General features: G+C 58.9%; 14 protein-coding genes, 2 tRNA genes, 3 rRNA genes and 1 riboswitch. Of the genes, 14 read left to right on the forward strand and 5 right to left on the reverse strand.

Annotated elements, in window-relative coordinates; all coding sequences use genetic code 11:
• Positions 1–6: 6 nt before the first annotated feature.
• The gene (locus tag ISN74_RS02150; protein ID WP_188796937.1) at positions 7–540 is read right to left on the reverse strand and encodes a hypothetical protein; all 534 of its coding nucleotides are present in this window, start codon (positions 538–540) and stop codon (positions 7–9) included.
• A 372-nt stretch (positions 541–912) separates the two neighbouring features.
• Here ISN74_RS02150 and ISN74_RS02155 point away from each other — a divergent pair, with 372 nt between their 5' ends.
• Together ISN74_RS02155 and ISN74_RS02160 are read left to right on the forward strand one after the other, a co-directional pair.
• Positions 913–2,127, forward strand: coding sequence for an acetylornithine transaminase (locus ISN74_RS02155; RefSeq protein WP_229678949.1), 1,215 nt, complete (start codon positions 913–915; stop codon positions 2,125–2,127).
• A 38-nt stretch (positions 2,128–2,165) separates the two neighbouring features.
• Entirely contained in the window at positions 2,166–2,585 is a 420-nt protein-coding gene (locus tag ISN74_RS02160) for a lactoylglutathione lyase (RefSeq protein WP_188796946.1), read from the forward strand.
• 21 nt (positions 2,586–2,606) lie between these two features.
• Here the strand turns inward: ISN74_RS02160 and ISN74_RS02165 are convergent, their stop codons facing one another.
• Together ISN74_RS02165 and hemL are read right to left on the reverse strand one after the other, a co-directional pair.
• A complete protein-coding gene (locus ISN74_RS02165; RefSeq protein ID WP_188796948.1) occupies positions 2,607–3,470 on the reverse strand; it encodes an ion transporter in 864 nt (287 codons plus the stop codon).
• 8 nt (positions 3,471–3,478) lie between these two features.
• The gene (gene hemL, locus ISN74_RS02170) at positions 3,479–4,762 is read right to left on the reverse strand and encodes a glutamate-1-semialdehyde 2,1-aminomutase (RefSeq protein WP_188796950.1); all 1,284 of its coding nucleotides are present in this window, start codon (positions 4,760–4,762) and stop codon (positions 3,479–3,481) included.
• 266 nt (positions 4,763–5,028) lie between these two features.
• Here hemL and ISN74_RS02175 point away from each other — a divergent pair, with 266 nt between their 5' ends.
• The 7 genes from ISN74_RS02175 to rrf all read left to right on the forward strand — a co-directional run bounded on the left by ISN74_RS02175 (position 5,029) and on the right by rrf (position 11,135).
• On the forward strand, positions 5,029–5,223 hold the full coding sequence (locus tag ISN74_RS02175) for a rubredoxin (protein WP_188796952.1): 195 nt from the start codon (positions 5,029–5,031) through the stop codon (positions 5,221–5,223).
• 101 nt (positions 5,224–5,324) lie between these two features.
• Entirely contained in the window at positions 5,325–5,513 is a 189-nt protein-coding gene (locus ISN74_RS02180) for a hypothetical protein (RefSeq protein WP_188796954.1), read from the forward strand.
• Between the two features lie 455 nt (positions 5,514–5,968).
• Positions 5,969–7,515 (forward strand): 16S ribosomal RNA (locus tag ISN74_RS02185).
• Between the two features lie 111 nt (positions 7,516–7,626).
• A tRNA-Ile gene (locus ISN74_RS02190) sits at positions 7,627–7,703 on the forward strand.
• A gap of 26 nt (positions 7,704–7,729) precedes the next feature.
• Positions 7,730–7,805: transfer RNA gene (locus ISN74_RS02195), tRNA-Ala, on the forward strand.
• A 219-nt stretch (positions 7,806–8,024) separates the two neighbouring features.
• Positions 8,025–10,903, forward strand: a 23S ribosomal RNA gene (locus tag ISN74_RS02200).
• A gap of 119 nt (positions 10,904–11,022) precedes the next feature.
• Positions 11,023–11,135 (forward strand): 5S ribosomal RNA (gene rrf, locus ISN74_RS02205).
• The 16S, 23S and 5S rRNA genes sit together here with 2 tRNA genes alongside, the layout of an rRNA operon.
• Before the next feature lie 325 nt (positions 11,136–11,460).
• Here the strand turns inward: rrf and ISN74_RS02210 are convergent.
• Complete coding sequence (locus tag ISN74_RS02210; RefSeq protein WP_188796956.1) at positions 11,461–12,477, reverse strand: cysteine synthase A; 1,017 nt, start codon at positions 12,475–12,477, stop codon at positions 11,461–11,463.
• A gap of 198 nt (positions 12,478–12,675) precedes the next feature.
• Positions 12,676–12,792: riboswitch (SAM riboswitch) on the forward strand.
• 84 nt (positions 12,793–12,876) lie between these two features.
• Here ISN74_RS02210 and metX point away from each other — a divergent pair.
• From metX to ISN74_RS02225, 3 genes are read left to right on the forward strand one after another with little or no spacing between them, the layout of a single operon-like run.
• Positions 12,877–13,914 (forward strand): homoserine O-succinyltransferase MetX, encoded by a 1,038-nt coding sequence (metX, locus tag ISN74_RS02215; protein WP_188796958.1) that lies wholly within the window; start codon positions 12,877–12,879, stop codon positions 13,912–13,914.
• A 3-nt stretch (positions 13,915–13,917) separates the two neighbouring features.
• On the forward strand, positions 13,918–15,126 hold the full coding sequence (gene metB / locus ISN74_RS02220) for a cystathionine gamma-synthase (protein ID WP_188796960.1): 1,209 nt from the start codon (positions 13,918–13,920) through the stop codon (positions 15,124–15,126).
• Positions 15,123–16,208 (forward strand): homoserine dehydrogenase family protein, encoded by a 1,086-nt coding sequence (locus ISN74_RS02225; RefSeq protein WP_188796962.1) that lies wholly within the window; start codon positions 15,123–15,125, stop codon positions 16,206–16,208. The genes metB and ISN74_RS02225 overlap by 4 nt, the downstream gene beginning before the upstream one ends.
• A 5-nt stretch (positions 16,209–16,213) precedes the next feature.
• Here the strand turns inward: ISN74_RS02225 and ISN74_RS02230 are convergent, their stop codons facing one another.
• Positions 16,214–17,878 carry an APC family permease gene (locus ISN74_RS02230; RefSeq protein ID WP_188796964.1) on the reverse strand — a complete coding sequence of 555 codons (1,665 nt, stop codon included), beginning with the start codon at positions 17,876–17,878 and terminating at the stop codon, positions 16,214–16,216.
• A 218-nt stretch (positions 17,879–18,096) separates the two neighbouring features.
• On the opposite strand from ISN74_RS02230, the gene metF reads away from it, so the two are divergent.
• Entirely contained in the window at positions 18,097–18,921 is an 825-nt protein-coding gene (metF, locus tag ISN74_RS02235; protein ID WP_188796966.1) for a methylenetetrahydrofolate reductase [NAD(P)H], read from the forward strand.
• Complete coding sequence (locus tag ISN74_RS02240; RefSeq protein ID WP_229678951.1) at positions 18,905–19,510, forward strand: DUF4124 domain-containing protein; 606 nt, start codon at positions 18,905–18,907, stop codon at positions 19,508–19,510. Before metF ends, ISN74_RS02240 begins: the two co-directional genes overlap by 17 nt.
• Positions 19,511–19,572: the final 62 nt, after the last annotated feature.

Raw genomic sequence — 19,572 nt, forward strand, 5'->3', positions numbered from 1 at the left:
GCGCCCTCAGTGACCGCCGAGCATGGGAATCTGCGAAACGGCACTGGTGACTTGCGCGCCAACGTTGCGCGTGCTGTCCGTGATTGATCCGCCCGCACCCTCCGGACCACCGACGAGGTTGCTCACCCCGTTGTTGGCAGCTCCGGCACTGTTGCCACCGCTGTTGACGCCTTGCGCCGTACTCAATGAGCGTTGCGTGCTTTGACCGTTATTGCCATTGCCCGAGATAGCCCCTGCTGTGAGATCGGCGATTTCCGTATCGGTCATTTCTCCGGTGTTGCCGCTGCCGCTGAGCGAGTTGCTGAGTTGCGGGTTGGGTGACGGGTTGACCATCAGCGCGAGTCCCGGCGCGGTCGGATTACGATCGGCCGGGCGCGCGGCGACGTTGCGGATCAGCACGATGTCGCCAGGCTGGGCCTTCTGGGCCACGTGCGCGCCGTCCGCGAAAGACATCGCGGGCATCAGTGTGATTGCGAACGCGGCCGCAGCGGATGCGCAACGGCAAACCTGGCTATGGATAAGTTGGCGTGTGCTGTCCATGGGCGAGCCTCCCCTCATGTCCCTGATGAATGAAGGGCAAACACCGTGCCATTTGCAGAAAACTCAGTAAAACCCTGCAAAACCGCGGTCTCGCGTAAACAGTGTGTGTACGCCGTGTGGGCGGCGTGTAACAGGCTGAGACAGCCGTTGATGGCCCGAAGGCCTCGCAAATGCCGACGTGATGCGGTTTCAGGGCGGTGTAACAGGCGTGATACAAGTCGTGTCTGGATGCACAACGCGTGCGTATGGTACGCAAGGCTGGCGTCAGTCAGGTCTGCTGGCTACGATGCAGGTACCCCACTTCCACCCTCGTGGCACGGTCATTGCCGACCTGCCAGAGGTCTCCCTTGTACTCACTCGCAGGAGTTTTTCGTGTCCTCTCTCGTTGATCTCGGCAAACGCTATTGGCTGCCGGTATACAAGCCGCGCGAACTGGTGCTCGATCACGGCAAGGGCGCACGCGTGTGGGACACGGAACGCCGCGACTACATTGATTTCGGCGCGGGCATCGCCGTCAATGCACTGGGTCATCAGGATCCGGATCTGTTGGACGCATTGACCACTCAAGCCGGCAAGCTCTGGCACAGCAGCAACGTGTTCTATACCGAGCCGCCATTGCATCTGGCGCAGGAGCTGGTCGAAGCATCAGGTTTTGCCGAACGAGTATTCCTGTGCAACTCCGGTGCCGAGGCAAATGAAGCGGCGATCAAGTTGGTGCGCAAATGGGCGGCAGCGCAAGGGCGCTCGCCTGAGCAACGCGTGATCATCACGTTCCGTGGTTCTTTTCATGGGCGCACGCTCGCGACTGTAACCGCTACGGCGCAACCAAAATACCAGGAAGGTTACGAACCACTCCCCGGTGGCTTCCGCTATCTGGATTTCAACGATGCCTCGGCGCTTGAAAAGGCTTTCGCAGCGGGCGATGTTGCGGCGGTGATGCTGGAGCCGGTGCAAGGTGAAGGTGGTGTGCTGCCTGCAGCGCCAGGTTATCTCAAGCGTGTGCGTGAGCTATGCGATATCCACGGCGCGTTGCTGGTGCTGGACGAAATCCAGTGCGGCATGGGGCGCACGGGAACTTTGTTTGCGCATACTCAGGATGAGGTGAAGCCGGATATCGTGACGTTGGCCAAGGCGCTGGGTTGCGGATTCCCGATTGGCGCGATGCTGGCGGGTTCAAAAGTAGCGCAGATCATGCAGTTCGGCGCACACGGCACCACCTTCGGCGGCAATCCGATGGCGGCAGCGGTTGCGCGAGTGGCTTTGCGCAAACTCAGCTCGCACGAGTTGCTGAAGAACGTTGAACATCAGTCCGGCAAATTGCGTGATGCGCTGGCTTCTCTTAGTGCGGAGCTCGGGGTGTTCTCCGAAGTGCGTGGACGCGGGCTGATGCTTGGCGGTGTGTTGTCCGAGGCTTATCGCGGCAAGGCTGGCGAGCTACTGGATTTCGCTGCGGCACATGGTTTGCTGTTGCTGCAGGCGGGGCCGGATGTGCTGCGCTTCGTGCCGCCGCTGAATATCACGGACGAAGAGCTCGCCGAAGGTTTGGCGCGCCTTCGCGCTGCATTAAGTGCGTTTGTTGCACGATAATCGCTGGTGATTGGCAACAACGTACAGGAATATCCGTCATGAAATATCTGCACAGCATGGTTCGCGTGCGCGATCTCGATGCCTCACTGCGGTTCTATTGCGAAGGGCTTGGCCTCAAGCAGGTGCGCCGCATGGATGTGCCGGAAGGCAAGTACACCCTTGTATATCTCGCGGCCCCTGAAAGTCCCGAAGCGGAAGTCGAGCTGACTCACAACTGGGGTTCTGAGGAGGATTACGGCACGGCGCGCAACTTTGGCCACTTGGCATTTCGCGTCAACGATATTTATGCGACATGTGAGCATTTGCAGTCGATGGGTTACATCATCTGCCGCCCTCCGCGTGATGGCCACATGGCCTTCGTGCGTTCGCCGGATCTGATTTCGATTGAGTTGCTGCAGGATGGTCATCTGCCGCCGCGCGAGCCTTGGGCGTCGATGTCCAACACCGGCTCCTGGTAATCGCCAGGGTTCCACGCGACGTCAGTGGTTCTCGGCAGGGAGTTCCATTCCGCAGACCCTGCAATAACGGGCGTCGCCCTCGTGATCGGCCTGGCCACACTGCGTGCAAGGCCGGTATTTGCGCTTGGAGCGCATGCCGGCTGCCAGTTCTGCTGTGAAGATGCCTGTCGGCACGGCAATGATGCTGTAGCCGATCAGGATGATCAGCGACGTCAGCATCTTGCCCAATACGGTCTTCGGCGTGATATCACCGAAGCCCACGGTGGTCATGGTGACGATCGCCCAGTACATCGAGGTGGGGATCGAGGTGAAGCCATCCTCGGGCCCCTCGATGAGATACATCAGCGCGCCGAAAATCAGCACCAGCGTGAGAATGGCGCTGAAGAACACCAGCACCTTGCGCCGTGCGCGGATCAGCGTTGACCACAGCAGATCCGCTTCGCCTACATAGCGCGTTAGCTTCAATATTCGGAAAATGCGCAGGATACGTAGTGCGCGCACGACCAGCAAATACTGGCTGCCGGCCGCGATCAGGCTGATCCAGGTCGGCAACACGGCCAACACGTCGACCACGCCGAAAAAACTTCGGATGTAACGCCAGGGCCGGTCGACCACGAGAATGCGCATCACGTATTCGAGCGTAAAGGCGACGGTGAATACCCATTCCAGCGTGTAGAAAAATTTGCCGTACTGCGCGTGCGCGTGCGCCACGCTGTCGAATACCGCGACAGCGATGCTGCCGAGGATCGCGATGATCAACAGAACATCGAAGCGACGTCCGGCGGCATCCTCATGTCCAAAGATGATATGGAACCAGTGTGCACGCCATCCCGTTTGCGAGGCGGGACTGAGTTCGTTGGCGAATGGCGTGCGGCGGCTCGTCACGGTAGTCGTCAGCTTGCCTTGGCCAGGCGCATGGCGATGCGTGCAGCGTCCAGCGTGGCAGCGAGGTCTTCGTCGCCGTGTGCCGAGGAAAGGAAGCCCGCCTCGAAAGCGCTGGGAGCCAGATAAACCCCGTGTTCCAGCATGGCATGGAAGAAGCGGTTGAACATCGCGGTATCCGCACTCGTGGCCTGTGCGTAGCTGTTCACTTTTTCATGCGTGAAGAAGAGGCCAAACATGCCGCCCACCCGATTGGTGCTGAAAGGAACCCCTTCGCCGTCGGCTACAGCCTGCAATCCATCTGTCAGCAAGCGCGTCCGTGCTGCCAGTGTGTCGTAGAAGCCGGGGGCTTGCACCAGTTCCAACATGGCCAACCCGGCGGCCATCGCGACCGGGTTACCGCTAAGCGTGCCTGCCTGGTAAATCGGTCCTGCTGGGGCGATTTGCTCCATCAGGTCGCGGCGTCCACCATAGGCCCCCACCGGCATGCCACCGCCGATGACCTTGCCGAAAGTGGTCAAATCAGGCGTGATGCCGTAAAGCGCCTGTGCGCCGCCGAGCGCAACGCGGAAGCCGGTCATTACTTCATCGAAAATCAGCAATGCACCGTGGCAGGTGCAAAGCTCACGCAGCCCTTGTAGATAGCCTTCCTTTGGTGGAATGCAGTTCATGTTGCCGGCGACCGGCTCGATGATCAGGCCGGCGATGTCTCCACCATGTTCGGCAAACAGCGCCTGCGCTGCGGCAAGATCGTTGTAGGGCAGCGTCAGCGTGAGATCGGCATTGGCCTTGGGCACGCCTGGCGAGGTGGGAACGCCAAACGTCAGGGCGCCCGAACCGGCCTTCACCAGAAAGCTGTCGCCATGGCCGTGGTAGCAACCCTCGAACTTCACGATCTTGCTGCGGCCTGTTGCACCACGTGCAAGGCGAATCGCGGACATCGTCGCCTCGGTGCCGGAATTCACCATGCGAACCATATCCACGGAAGGCACCAGTTTCACGATGGTTTCCGCCATGGTGACTTCAGCCGGGCAAGGGGTGCCGAAGGAGAGGCCATCAAGAACCGCGCGTTGGACCGCTTCGCGCACCTGCGGATGGTTGTGCCCCACGATCATCGGGCCCCACGAGCCGACATAGTCGATATAACGCTTGCCTTCCACATCCCACAAATAAGCACCATCGGCACGCGCGGTGAAAAATGGCTCGCCGCCGACAGATTTGAAGGCGCGTACCGGTGAATTCACGCCGCCGGGCATCAGTTGCTGGGCGCGTTGGAACAATTCGTGATTCGTCATGGGGAGCTCAATCGGGAAAACCAAAGTAGGGAATGATGCGGTGCTTGCGGGCGTGGCCGTGGCGGGCATCGAGCCGGGAGCATGGTCGCTCCCTGCCTGCTTGCGAAGATGCGCCATTGTCCGGCGTGGTGATGTTGATCGCCAGCGTGACGTGGCGCTGTGCCGCAGCGCGGGCATGGCAGGATCGGTTTTTTACGACATTCCGCTTTCGCATCGGCGGGGGAGTTGCGAGAATGCGCCATTAACTTCACTTGGTAACGCAATCCATGAACCAAACCTCCACCGACACCACACTTCGCAAATGGATGTGTGTAGTTTGCGGTTTCATCTATGACGAGGCGCTGGGGCTGCCGGAAGAGGGTATCGAGCCCGGCACCCGCTGGAACGATGTGCCCGATACGTGGACCTGCCCGGATTGTGGCGCGACCAAAGATGATTTCGAGATGATCGAAATCGACTGATTCGCCGCGCGCCGCCTGCAAATCGCCCGATTTCGCCAGCGCGCCGGCCGTTTCACCTGCTGAAATGATCCTCGCGCGAACTCCGCCCCCGAGGAATGGCCATGCAGCAATTCATCCCCTTTGAAGACGACTGGGACGCACTGGAACAGCTGCGCCCCGATGCCTTGATCCCTTATCGCGTGGGCCTTGTGCCAGTGCATACGCCGATGGCTGACCGGCCCGGCGTGGTGCCAGCGCCTGTCCCAGGTCAGTCTTCAGCCATTTCTGGCGGAAAGTCCGCAGCGTACTGATCGCCGGCCCAGTTGGGGGTCATCGGCCCCCAAAGCCTGGTTTAACCGCCTTCGTGCTGAAGGCGGTCATGGATCTGTCACTAATTGTGTTCTGCCCCCTTCCCAGGGCCTCGGGCAGGCGCTATTATTTCAACCCCTTCGACGAGAAAGCCGTCAGTTGAAGGTTCCCCCTCTCCCAAGCAACTTTCCAAAAATTGGGTGTTGACGGAAGGGAAAAGAGATGTAATATGGGCGGCTCACCCGGAACGAAACGTTCACGGGACGACCTAAAGAAAGGGTCGTAAGTGATTGATCTTTGACAGTGTGCGCAGGTGACTTGTGTGGGCGTCTTGCGTTGGAAGGGAAACCTGTCCAATAAATGCAAGCGTCTAACCTAAGAGTCAATTCAAAAGCTTGACGTTTTAAGGTTAGGGTAAACGCTTCAGAAAGATAGATGACTTCGGTCATCGAAAACTTAAGTGAAGAGTTTGATCCTGGCTCAGATTGAACGCTGGCGGCATGCCTAACACATGCAAGTCGAACGGCAGCACAGTCGTAGCAATACGATGGGTGGCGAGTGGCGGACGGGTGAGGAATACATCGGGATTTGCCCAGACGTGGGGGATAACGTAGGGAAACTTACGCTAATACCGCATACGTCCTACGGGAGAAAGCGGGGGATCAGCAATGACCTCGCGCGGTTGGATGAACCGATGTCTGATTAGCTAGTTGGTGAGGTAATGGCTCACCAAGGCGACGATCAGTAGCTGGTCTGAGAGGATGATCAGCCACACTGGGACTGAGACACGGCCCAGACTCCTACGGGAGGCAGCAGTGGGGAATATTGGACAATGGGCGCAAGCCTGATCCAGCAATGCCGCGTGTGTGAAGAAGGCCTTCGGGTTGTAAAGCACTTTTATCAGGAGCGAAATACCACGGGCTAATACCCTATGGGGCTGACGGTACCTGAGGAATAAGCACCGGCTAACTTCGTGCCAGCAGCCGCGGTAATACGAAGGGTGCAAGCGTTAATCGGAATTACTGGGCGTAAAGCGTGCGTAGGCGGTGATTTAAGTCTGCTGTGAAATCCCCGGGCTCAACCTGGGAATGGCAGTGGATACTGGATCGCTAGAGTGTGATAGAGGATGGTGGAATTCCCGGTGTAGCGGTGAAATGCGTAGAGATCGGGAGGAACATCAGTGGCGAAGGCGGCCATCTGGATCAACACTGACGCTGAGGCACGAAAGCGTGGGGAGCAAACAGGATTAGATACCCTGGTAGTCCACGCCCTAAACGATGCGAACTGGATGTTGGTCTCAACTCGGAGATCAGTGTCGAAGCTAACGCGTTAAGTTCGCCGCCTGGGGAGTACGGTCGCAAGACTGAAACTCAAAGGAATTGACGGGGGCCCGCACAAGCGGTGGAGTATGTGGTTTAATTCGATGCAACGCGAAGAACCTTACCTGGCCTTGACATGTCTGGAATTCTGCAGAGATGCGGAAGTGCCTTCGGGAACCAGAACACAGGTGCTGCATGGCTGTCGTCAGCTCGTGTCGTGAGATGTTGGGTTAAGTCCCGCAACGAGCGCAACCCTTGTCCTTAGTTGCCAGCACGTAATGGTGGGAACTCTAAGGAGACTGCCGGTGACAAACCGGAGGAAGGTGGGGATGACGTCAAGTCATCATGGCCCTTACGGCCAGGGCTACACACGTACTACAATGGTCGGTACAGAGGGTTGCAATACCGCGAGGTGGAGCCAATCCCAGAAAGCCGATCCCAGTCCGGATCGAAGTCTGCAACTCGACTTCGTGAAGTCGGAATCGCTAGTAATCGCAGATCAGCTATGCTGCGGTGAATACGTTCCCGGGCCTTGTACACACCGCCCGTCACACCATGGGAGTGAGTTGCTCCAGAAGCCGTTAGCCTAACCGCAAGGAGGGCGACGACCACGGAGTGGTTCATGACTGGGGTGAAGTCGTAACAAGGTAGCCGTATCGGAAGGTGCGGCTGGATCACCTCCTTTCGAGAACGACAGATCCTCCTCCGCAAGACGTCCACACAAGACACCTGCACATCCGCACGCTTACGGCGTGAAAAAGCGACCTCCGCAAGGAGGGCGTTTTAATAGCTTTATGGGTCTGTAGCTCAGGTGGTTAGAGCGCACCCCTGATAAGGGTGAGGCCGGTGGTTCGAGTCCACCTAGACCCACCACTATTGGGAAGCCGACCCGGACTTACGGGGCCATAGCTCAGCTGGGAGAGCACCTGCTTTGCAAGCAGGGGGTCGTCGGTTCGATCCCGACTGGCTCCACCAGTATGACCAAGCGGATGTGTAGCGCACACAAAGAGATTAGAAACGAGCTGGCGCTGAGGCCAGTATCGTGTTCTTTGAAAATGTAAACGAGTGACAAGCGTCTTGGTTTGAAACCAAACCGAGATGTGTCGTTGAGGCAACGACGAATGCGTTGTTTGGCGAAATCCCAAGGTTCCTGAGGAGGAACGGGAATAGCCCTGAGGCGACTTGGGGTTATATGGTCAAGCGACTAAGCGTATACGGTGGATGCCTTGGCAGTCAGAGGCGATGAAGGACGTGGCAGCCTGCGAAAAGTGTCGGGGAGCTGGCAACAAGCTTTGATCCGGCAATGTCCGAATGGGGAAACCCACTCCGTAAGGAGTATCGCTACGTGAATACATAGCGTAGCGAAGCGAACCCGGGGAACTGAAATATCTAAGTACCCGGAGGAAAAGAAATCAACCGAGATTCCCTGAGTAGCGACGAGCGAACGGGGAGCAGCCCAAAAGTGCTGTATGTGTTAGCCGAATGGTCTGGAAAGGCCGGCCGTAGCGGGTGATAGCCCCGTAGGCGAAAATGCACATGGCATGAAATTGAGTAAGGCGAGGCACGAGAAACCTTGTCTGAACATGGGGGGACCATCCTCCAAGGCTAAATACTCCTGACTGACCGATAGCGAACTAGTACCGTGAGGGAAAGGCGAAAAGAACCCCGGAGAGGGGAGTGAAATAGACCCTGAAACCGTATACGTACAAGCAGTGGAAGCCCGCAAGGGTGACTGCGTACCTTTTGTATAATGGGTCAGCGACTTACTGTCAGTGGCAAGCTTAACCGTCTAGGGGAGGCGAAGGGAAACCGAGTCTGAATAGGGCGCATAGTCTCTGGCAGTAGACCCGAAACCACGTGATCTATCCTTGGCCAGGTTGAAGGTGCGGTAACACGCACTGGAGGACCGAACCCACATCTGTTGCAATAGATGGGGATGAGCTGAGGATAGGAGTGAAAGGCTAAACAAACGTGGAGATAGCTGGTTCTCCTCGAAAGCTATTTAGGTAGCGCCTCGGACGAATCTTCCTGGGGGTAGAGCACTGTTATGGCTAGCGGGTCATCGCGACTTAGCAAACCATGGCAAACTCCGAATACCAGGACAGACTATCCGGGAGACACACGGCGGGTGCTAACGTCCGTCGTGAAAAGGGAAACAACCCAGACCCGCAGCTAAGGTCCCCAAGTTATAGCTAAGTGGAAAACGATGTGGAAAGGCATAGACAGCCAGGAGGTTGGCTTAGAAGCAGCCACCCTTTAAAGAAAGCGTAATAGCTCACTGGTCGAGTCGGTCTGCGCGGAAGATTTAACGGGGCTAAGCTATACACCGAAGCTCGGGGTGCACACTTTGTGTGCGCGGTAGAGGAGCGTTCTGTACGCCTGTGAAGGTGGGTTGAGAAGCCTGCTGGAGGTATCAGAAGTGCGAATGCTGACATGAGTAACGATAATGCGGGTGAAAAGCCCGCACGCCGAAAGCCCAAGGTTTCCTCGCGCAACGTTCATCGGCGCAGGGTGAGTCGGCCCCTAAGGCGAGGCAGAAATGCGTAGTCGATGGGAAGCTGGTTAATATTCCAGCACTTGACTGTAGTGCGATGTGGGGACGGAGAAGGTTAGGTCTACCGGGCGTTGGTTGTCCCGGGGAAAGGAGGTAGGCGGTGATCTTAGGCAAATCCGGGATCACATACGCCGAGCACTGAGACGAGCCCTTATTGGGCGAAGTGACTGAGACCACGCTTCCAGGAAAAGCCACTAAGCTTCAGCTACAGCAAACCGTACCGTAAACCGACACTGGTAGGCAGGGTGAGAATCCCAAGGCGCTTGAGAGAACTCGGGTGAAGGAACTAGGCAAAATGGCACCGTAACTTCGGGAGAAGGTGCGCCCGCCGGTGTGGTCACATGCGTGACTGAGCACTAGCGGGTCGCAGTAACCTGGCCGCTGCGACTGTTTATCAAAAACACAGCACTCTGCAAACACGAAAGTGGACGTATAGGGTGTGACGCCTGCCCGGTGCTGGAAGGTTAATTGATGGGGTCAGCCGCAAGGCGAAGCTCTTGATCGAAGCCCCAGTAAACGGCGGCCGTAACTATAACGGTCCTAAGGTAGCGAAATTCCTTGTCGGGTAAGTTCCGACCTGCACGAATGGCGTAACGACAGCGGCGCTGTCTCCACCCGAGACTCAGTGAAATTGAAATCGCTGTGAAGATGCAGCGTTCCCGCGGCAAGACGGAAAGACCCCGTGAACCTTTACTATAGCTTTACACTGAACGTTGAGTTCTTCTGTGTAGGATAGGTGGGAGGCTATGAAACCGAGACGCTAGTTTCGGTGGAGCCAACCTTGAAATACCACCCTGAAGTGCTTGACGTTCTAACCTAGGTCCGTAATCCGGATCGGGGACCGTGTATGGTGGGTAGTTTGACTGGGGCGGTCTCCTCCCAAAGCGTAACGGAGGAGCACGAAGGTACGCTCAGCGCGGTCGGACATCGCGCACTGTGTGCAAAGGCATAAGCGTGCTTGACTGCGAGATCGACGGATCAAGCAGGTACGAAAGTAGGTCTTAGTGATCCGGTGGTTCTGTATGGAAGGGCCATCGCTCAACGGATAAAAGGTACTCCGGGGATAACAGGCTGATACCGCCCAAGAGTTCATATCGACGGCGGTGTTTGGCACCTCGATGTCGGCTCATCACATCCTGGGGCTGTAGTCGGTCCCAAGGGTATGGCTGTTCGCCATTTAAAGTGGTACGCGAGCTGGGTTCAGAACGTCGTGAGACAGTTCGGTCCCTATCTGTCGTGGGCGTTGGAGATTTGAGGGGGGCTGCTCCTAGTACGAGAGGACCGGAGTGGACGTTCCGCTGGTGTTCGGGTTGTCATGCCAATGGCATTGCCCGGTAGCTATGAACGGAAGTGATAACCGCTGAAAGCATCTAAGCGGGAAGCACGCCCCAAGATGAGATCTCCCGAGAATTTAATTCTCCTAAAGGCCCCATCTAGACTAGGTGGTTGATAGGTGCGGTGTGGACGTGCAGCAATGCATTGAGCTAACGCATACTAATGAGCCGTGCGGCTTGACCATATAACCCCAAGACGCTTCGTGGCATTGTCCAACGAACCATCTCGAGACATTTCACCAGACGCTTGTCACTCGTTTACCCCTCTTGAAGCCGGCGCTGCCAGCGCTGCTTCAACCCTTTCCCTGGCGGCTATAGCGCTGTGGCCCCACCCGATCCCATCCCGAACTCGGAAGTGAAACGCAGCTGCGCCGATGGTAGTGTGGATTTCCATGCAAGAGTAGGTCACCGCCAGGGGCTTTATCCTAAAACGCCTTCCCACCCGGGAAGGCGTTTTGCTTTGGGCGTCGCCGCGCATCCGCACCTGCAACACCTCGACAACACCGCATCCCATCGTCCCGGCGCAGGCCGGGACCCTGTGCCTTCGACGCTATCCTTTAAGTCGCTAGGTCCCGGCCTGCGCCGGGACGACGGGATGGCGAAGCACGCCGCAGTCATCGGTCATGCCAGCGCCTGCTCACCATCGCGTAATGCATCAGCTATCGCACTTATGAAGTTGGGCTGCAAGGCACCTTGCATTAATCGCTTACTCGGCACCAGCGTGGTTACTGTACTTACTGCCTCAAACGGCAAACGCCTTATCCAGCCAATCAGGAACCGGAATGTTCTTTTCCCGCAGAAATGCGGGATTGAACAACTTGCCCTGATAGCGTGTACCCGCATCGCTGAGTACGGTAACGATCGTGTGCCCAGGGCCCAACTGCTTGGCGAGGCGAATCGCTCCGGCGAGATTCACGCCACTGGAACCGCCCACACACCACCCCTCTTCGCGTAGCAGCTGATGCAACAACGGGACGGACTCCTGATCCGGGATCGACCACGCCAAGTCGATCGGTGCACCCTGGAAGTTGGCTGTGATCCGACTGGAGCCAATGCCTTCGCTGATGGAAGTGCCTTCGGCCAGCAGTTCGCCCCGATTGACGTAGTTGGCCAGCGCTGAGCCGGTCGGGTCGGAAAGCGCGATCTTCACGCCGGGTTTGCGTGCCTTCAGCGCACGGCCGACGCCAGCGAGGGTGCCACCTGTGCCGGCGGAGCAGACAAAGCCATCGACCCTGCCCTCTGTCTGCTCCCAGATCTCCAAGGCCGTAGTGGCTGCGTGCCAATCACGATTGGCAGTGTTATCGAATTGATTGCCGAACCAGGCGCTTCCAGGCCTGACGTCATTCAGGCTCTCGCAATAGGCGCTGGCGATATGCACATAGTGCCGTGGATCCTTGAAGGGAACCGCCGCAACCAGGCGGACTTCCGCCCCAGCCACCCGTAAGGCATCGATTTTCTCCCGACTCTGCGTTTCGGGCATGAAGATCACCGACCGATAGCCACGGCTGGCTCCGATCAGGGCCAGGCCGATGCCCGTATTTCCCGCCGTTCCCTCCACGATGATGCTGCCCGGGCGAAGCAGGCCTTTCTGTTCGGCATCGAGGATTAGACCCAGCGCCGTCCGGTCCTTGATAGATCCGCCGGGATTGAGGAACTCGGCCTTGCCCAGCACTTCGCAGCCCGTGAGGGCGGAAGCATGGCGCAGGCGCAGGAGCGGGGTGTGCCCAACGGCGGCGGAAAGGTCGGCTCTGATCGTCATCCGGGAATCGATTGGGAGACAGAAACGGCATGAGATTAGCGCCCGGCCGGGGGGGCGTCACCTACAAGTTGGCCGGTGGCTACGTAACATATGGTCATTTCCCATATGTCATGAAACACGGTTATTTTTGGGCTGTTTTTACGTATAGACGTCTAAACGTCCATTGACGCACTAAAAAGGCATGGGTATAGTCGGTTCCACTCATCGAGACCGGCTGAGGGACAGGCCCTTTGAAGCCGGGGCAACCTGCAGGATCAACCCTGCAACGGTGCTAACTCCTGCGGGGCGCCCTTGGCGTCGACCGGAAGATGGGATGTCGTCAAGGCATGCGTCAGCATGATTGATAGGGCGGCAACTCTCTCAAGGTTCTCCGTAGGGCGATGCAAACGGAGAACCAAGATGCCGCAACTCGCCAACTCATCCCTCGACGACCGCCATACGGCCGTGATTGTGCCTTTGCATCCACGCTCGACGCTCACGGAGCAGCGCAGTACTCGTCGTCTCAGCTTGCAGCCCAAGTACGGCACGCGCGCAAGTAGCGTAGATGTACGTTACCAATGGACGGGCGCGGCTGATGCGCCGACGGTCATCATCCAGGGCGGCATTTCTGCCGACCGTCATGTGGCGAGCACTGAGCAGGGCAAAGCCGGTTGGTGGTCGGAGTTAGTGGGTGACGGCCAGGCTATCGATCTTGCTCATTGGCGTGTGCTGAGCATCGACTGGCTGACGCCTGGCGATTTCGAAGAACATCCTCGCGCGATCTCCAGCGAAGATCAGGCTGACGCATTGGCTGCGCTGGTGGATGCGCTGGGTATCGTGAAAGTTACGGCCTTTATCGGTTCGTCATACGGTGCGATGGTTGCGCTGGCTTTTGCGGCTCGTCATCCAAACAAGGCCGACAAGCTCGTATTGCTGGCCGGTGCGCATCGCGCCCATCCGCTGTCCACTGCGCAGCGCGCCATCCAACGGCAGATTCTGCGTCTGGGCCAAAGCACCGGGCAGGTGGAGCAGGCGCTTTCGCTCGCTCGTCAGCTTGCGATGACCACCTATCGTGGCAGCGATGAATTTGCACGTCGCTTTGCCAGCACGCCAGATTATCGCGATGGCCGTTTCCACTTCCCGGTGGAAGATTATTTGGAACATGCAGGCCGCAGTTTTGTACAGCGCTTCGATCTCGAACGCTTCCTGGCCTTGTCCGAATCGATCGATTTGCACGAGGTTGCGCCGGAAGAGATCAACGTTCCCGCCACACTGATCGGCTTCCCCTCTGATCGCTTGGTGCCGTTGGCGGATTTGTGCGAATTGCAGCGCCGTCTGTGTGGCTCGGCCACGCTTGAAGTCATCGATTCGCCCTATGGGCACGATGCCTTCCTCAAAGAAACCCATCAACTGGCGCCATTGCTGCGCCAGGCTATTCCTTGTCGTTGTGGAGCCTGAATCATGTGCGCCGATGTTGTAAACGGAACTGCTGCCAGCACTCGCGCCGTGCGCGCAGGCATTGAATCGGATACGCAGCACGGGGCCGTCGTGCCACCGCTGCATCTGTCTACCAATTACGCTTTTACAGGATTGGGCGGCAAGCGCGCGTACGACTATTCGCGCAGCGGCAATCCTACGCGTGATCTGCTCGGCAACGCTTTGGCAGAGTTGGAGCAGGGGGCAGGTGCTGTCGTAACCGCAAGTGGCATGGCTGCCGTAGCATTGGCGCTGGAGTTGGTGCCTGCTGGTTCCACTGTTCTTGCCGCGCACGATTGCTACGGCGGTACATGGCGTCTACTCGATGCGTGGGCAAAGAAGGGACGCTTCAACGTCCGCTTCGCTGACCTCACCGACAATCAGTCATTAGCCGAAGGTCTGGCGAGCAAGCCCTTCCTGGTTTGGGTGGAAACACCTTCCAATCCTCTGTTGCGTATTACGGATGTTCGTCATGTTGCGCATGCGGCGCATGCCGTGGGTGCGCTCGTCGTGGTCGATAACACCTTCCTTTCGCCAGCGCTTCAGCAGCCGCTGACACTCGGTGCGGATGTGGTGGTGCATTCGACGACCAAGTACATCAATGGTCATAGCGATGTCGTAGGCGGCGCTGTTGTCGCGCGCGATCCTGAGGTAGCGGAGCAACTGAAGTGGTGGGGCAACTGCAACGGCCTTACCGGTGCGCCGTTCGACAGCTTTCTCACCTTGCGCGGCCTTCGCACCCTCGGCGTGCGTCTGCGCCAGCACCAGGAAAACGCGGAGCGTATCGCGGCACATCTGGATCGCCATGCTGCTGTCCGCAAAGTCTACTATCCGGGACTCGATCACCATGCCGGGCACGCGTTAGCCGCACGTCAGCAGCAAGGCTTTGGTGCCATGCTGAGTTTTGAGCTGCATGGCGATGTGCCGCAGATCGAAGCCTTTGTGGATGGTTTGCACTTCTTCTCGCTGGCCGAGTCGCTGGGTGGTGTGGAGAGTCTGATTGCGCACCCCGCTTCCATGACGCATGCGGCCATGGCGCCGGAAGCACGCCGTACCGCCGGTATCGCCGACACCTTGCTGCGCCTGTCCATCGGCATCGAAGATGGCGACGATCTGCTGCGTGATCTGGATGCAGCGCTGCAGCGCGCGCAGGCCGTTACCGACGGCGTTTCGAAACGGCGGGTGACTGCATGAGCGCAGTATTGGTCGAGGCGCCTGTACGAAAATCACCAGAAATAGCAAAGGCCGACATCGCCGTTGTTCTACTTGGAACAGGCGTCGTCGGTGGTGCCTTTCTCAAGTTGCTTTGCACACCTGTCGCAAAGCGGTTGCATTTGGTCGGCGCGGCGAACTCCCGCAAGCAGCAGACAGATGCTGCGCAACTTACAGCGCGCGATTTGCGCGAGCGGCTCAAGCGCGAAGGCGCCGCCAGAGACGATGCGGCTCTGCTGTCAGCGCTGGATGCGCATCACGCCGAGCTGAAGGTCGTCATCGACGCGACCGCTTCTGGCGAACTCGCAGCGCGGCACGCAGAGTGGCTGGCTCGCGGCTACCACGTGGTTACCGCCAATAAATCACTGGCCGGAGGTCACTTGGCGGGATGGCGTGCGCTGCAAGCGGCACGTGCTGCAGGTGGGCGCTATGGCGATTCCGCCACGGTAGGAGCGGGGCTTCCTGTGCTATCGACGTTGCGCCGTCTGTGTGATTGCGGCGACAGCCTGCTTACGCTGGAAGGTGTGTTTTCCGGCTCACTTTCCTATCTGTTCAATCAATACGATGGCAGCCGCCCGTTTTCCGCTTTGCTGCGAGATGCACGCAAGCTGGGTTACACGGAGCCTGACCCGCGCGCTGATCTTTCCGGAGAGGACGTCGCGCGAAAGCTGCTGATCCTGGCACGCAATGCCGGCTTCGCGCTCGGTACCGACGAGGTGGTGGTGGAAAGCCTGGTGCCTGAAGCGTTACGTGATCTTTCCACCGAAGCCTTTCTGGACCGTCTGGAAGAACTGGACGAGCCGCTGGCTGCATTGCATGAAGCTGCGCGTGCACGAGGACAGGTACTACGTTTCCTCGCGCGACTCAACCAGCGTGGCCGCGCGCGCGTCGGGATCACCGAAGTGCCGCTGACACACCCAGCGGCGCGCTTGTATGGCACCGATAATCAATTCGCGTTGACCACCACGCGATACCACACCCAGCCGCTGGTGATTCAGGGGCCGGGAGCGGGTCCGGAAGTGACGGCCCAGGCCTTGCTCGGCGATGTCCTGGCGCTAGGTTAGGAGCGTTAGCGGCGGCCGGTAACGTGCTCAGCGATATCCTCATCCGATGGCAGCACAGGCTGCCCAGGATGCAGGTTCGCGGCTTCGCGCGCCGCTTCCACCGATGGTGTGCGCCAGCCGCTCTTGACGCCCCATACGTAGAACACCAAGCCGATTATGCCAACGACCAGCAGATCCACGCCGTAGGAAAGATAGCCTTGTCCGCCGAACGTGGTGCTGCCGCCCCAGGATACAAGGGCCACCGTCGGCAGATACACGATCAGCCACAGCGCGCCCTTGAACTGTCGGCCGAAATCATGCCAGCCAGACTTCGCCTGGTAGTAGAGATAGATCGGCAACGCCACGACCATCAGCAGGATGATTTCGCCGGTGAGTGGCCATTTCGCCCAATACAGCAGCTCCGTTGCCATGATGAAGGCGACGCCCGCAAGTATCGGCAGGCCGGCGACGCGTAGCGGCCGATGCAGTTCCGTCGCGGTACGGCGCAAGGTCATCACGCTGACCGGGCCGGTCAGGTAGGAAATGATGGTGGCGACCGAAATCACCGCCGCCAGCGTGCCCCAGCCGCGGAAGAAGAACAGGAACAGAAAGGACATCGCGAGGTTCAGCCACATCGCTGGACGCGGTACGCCCCATTTGGGATGAATGCGGCCGAGGAATTTAGGCAGCGTGCCGTTGCGTTCCATGCCGTAGATCATGCGCGCGGTCGTCGCGGTATAGGTCATGCCGGTGCCGCTCGGGCTGATGAAGGCGTCCACATACAACAGCATTGCAAGCCAGTGCAGGTTGACGATGATTGCCAGTTCGGCGAACGGCGAACGGAAATCGATGCCGTGCCAGCCGGTCTTTGCCAGCATGTCCTGCGGCACCGCGCCCAGGTAGGCCACCTGCAGGATGACGTAGATGATGGTGGCGAGCAGGATCGAGCCGACAACGGCAAGCGGAATGCTCTTGCCTGGATTTCGCGCTTCACCCGCAAGATTCACGGGGCTCTGGAAGCCATTGAAGCTGAAAACGATGCCCGCGGTAGCGACAGCCGTGAGTACGGCAGGGAAATCTATGGCGTGGCCGCCGCCGTGAATACCGACCGAGAAGTTCTCGGGATGAAAGCCGCTGGCGATCAGTGCCAGGCCGGTCGCCGCCGGCACCACCAGCTTGAACACCGTGATCAGGGTGTTGGAACGCGCAAACAGCTTCACGCTCCAGAAATTCAGCAGGAAATAGATGATCACCAGCACCGCGGCGATCATCAGTCCGGCGTGACTCAATTCACCCTGGCCATCGGTGACGTGGTACAGATCGTGCGCCCATTCCCATGGCCACGACGCCATGTACTGCACGGATGCTTCGGCTTCCACCGGAATGACCGAAACGATGGCGATCCAGTTCGCCCAGGCGGCGATGAAGCCAACCAGCGAGCCGTGCGAGTAGTGGCCGTAGCGCACCATGCCGCCGGATTCGGGGAACATCGCGCCGAGCTCCGCGTAGGTCAGGGCGATCGTCATGATGATTGCCGCGCCCAGCACCCAGGCCCAGATCGCGCCGGGACCGGCCAGGCCCGCGGCTTTCCATGCGCCAAACAGCCAGCCTGAGCCAATGATCGAACCGAGCCCGGTCAGCATCAGGGCAAACGGCCCCACGTCACGGCGAATGGCGTTGGAAGAAGACATGCAGACTCCCTGAAGCGAAGCGGCTCAAGGCCGGATAACACGAACACAAGCGGGGGATGATGACAGACCCGCGCCGGACGTGTCAGCCCATCGATCGGCCTGGAGGCGGGGACGGAGCCCATGATCAACCGTGGTGGTGAGATATGGGCGAGCCATATATCGCTTTATCCGGAATAAGAGATATATACTTATCCGACCCGCCGCCAAGGATCCGTGCAATGCCGGCTATCAGCTTCGAATTCTTCCCTCCCAAGACCGACGAACAACGCGCCCAGCTCGATCGGGCCGCCAAGGAACTGAAGGCGCTCAAGCCTGAATACGTCTCGGTGACCTTCGGCGCCGGCGGTTCCACACTCAGCTACACCAGCGAGACGGTGGCGCGTTTGCATCAGCAGCATGGGTTGGATGTGGCACCGCACCTGTCCTGCATGGGCGGCACCCGCAAGGAAATCGCCGAACTGCTCGACACTTATCGCGCTTCCGGTTACCGCCGCATCGTCGCACTGCGTGGTGACTTGCCCTCGGGCATGGCGTCGCCCGGTGATTTCCGCTACGCCGCTGAATTGGTGCGCTTTATCCGCGAGTACAGCGGCGATCATTTCCATATCGAAGTGGCGGCTTATCCCGAAATGCATCCGCAGGCCGAAGACGTTCAGGCCGATCTGCGCCACTTCAAGACCAAGATCGACGCCGGCGCAGATGGTGCCATCACGCAGTACTTCTTCAACGCGGATGCGTATTTCCGCTTTGTCGACGATGTGCGCCAGCTGGGTGTTTCCGTACCGGTGGTGCCGGGGATCATGCCGATCTCCAACTACGCGCAGCTCAAGCGCTTCTCCGACGCGTGTGGCGCGGAGATTCCGCGCTGGATCGCCAAGCGCATGCAGGCCTATTACGACGATGTGGAATCCATCCGCGCGATGGGCGCGGAAGTGGTCGCGCAGCTGTGTCGCCGCCTGTTGGACGGCGGTGCGCCGGGACTGCATTTTTATACGCTGAACCGCTCAAAAGCGACGCGCGCGGTGCTTGACCAGTTGCGCTGAATACCTCGGTGCATCGGGCTATGCTGGTTCGATGCGCCTATGGATTTTCCTGCTGCTATGCCTGCCGATCGCCACTGCCAGCGCGCAGGGTGATATCCATCGTTGCATGGGGGCGAACGGCATTCCGGTTTTCACGGACCGCGTTTGTTCCGACGTGAACGCATCGCCGCTGTTGCCGCCGGCCTCTACATCGTCCGCGCCAGCTTCCCCGATTCAGGCTCAGCCGCCACCGGTGCTTTGCGCTTCGGACATGGCACATCTGAAGCAGGCGGTGGTGGATGCGTTTGCGGACCGCAATCCCAATCGCCTGGCCGGGCTCATGCTGTGGAACGGCGACGGGCAGCAGGCCGTCGTCGCAGACATCCGCGTATTCAGCCAGTTGATGGCGCGTCCGCTTATCGGTGTCACGGTGGAGGGCGAAGCGGCATCTGATGACAATACGGGCGATCCATCGTCCAACGATGCGCCGGCGCATGGTGAGGCTTTGCTGGTGCAAACGGAGTCCGATGATGGCAGTGGGGCGGCTGAGCAGACGCGTTTCGACGTGATCCATCATTCCGGATGCCTCTGGTTGCACCCCCACAACTGAGCGCCTGTCTACGATCTCCGGGCGACCAAAGCCATCAGGCGGTATCATGCGCAGTCCCCAAC

It is taken from the genome of Dyella caseinilytica (assembly GCF_016865235.1).
Lineage (GTDB): Bacteria > Pseudomonadota > Gammaproteobacteria > Xanthomonadales > Rhodanobacteraceae > Dyella_B > Dyella_B caseinilytica.

Coding starts and splice junctions, on each gene's coding strand:
- ISN74_RS02150 (WP_188796937.1), bottom strand. CDS start 540: ATGGACAGCACACGCCAACTTATCCATAGCCAGGTTTGCCGTTGCGCA.
- ISN74_RS02160 (WP_188796946.1), top strand. CDS start 2,166: ATGAAATATCTGCACAGCATGGTTCGCGTGCGCGATCTCGATGCCTCA.
- hemL (WP_188796950.1), bottom strand. CDS start 4,762: ATGACGAATCACGAATTGTTCCAACGCGCCCAGCAACTGATGCCCGGC.
- ISN74_RS02175 (WP_188796952.1), top strand. CDS start 5,029: ATGAACCAAACCTCCACCGACACCACACTTCGCAAATGGATGTGTGTA.
- ISN74_RS02180 (WP_188796954.1), top strand. CDS start 5,325: ATGCAGCAATTCATCCCCTTTGAAGACGACTGGGACGCACTGGAACAG.
- ISN74_RS02210 (WP_188796956.1), bottom strand. CDS start 12,477: ATGACGATCAGAGCCGACCTTTCCGCCGCCGTTGGGCACACCCCGCTC.
- metX (WP_188796958.1), top strand. CDS start 12,877: ATGCCGCAACTCGCCAACTCATCCCTCGACGACCGCCATACGGCCGTG.
- metB (WP_188796960.1), top strand. CDS start 13,918: ATGTGCGCCGATGTTGTAAACGGAACTGCTGCCAGCACTCGCGCCGTG.
- ISN74_RS02225 (WP_188796962.1), top strand. CDS start 15,123: ATGAGCGCAGTATTGGTCGAGGCGCCTGTACGAAAATCACCAGAAATA.
- ISN74_RS02230 (WP_188796964.1), bottom strand. CDS start 17,878: ATGTCTTCTTCCAACGCCATTCGCCGTGACGTGGGGCCGTTTGCCCTG.
- metF (WP_188796966.1), top strand. CDS start 18,097: ATGCCGGCTATCAGCTTCGAATTCTTCCCTCCCAAGACCGACGAACAA.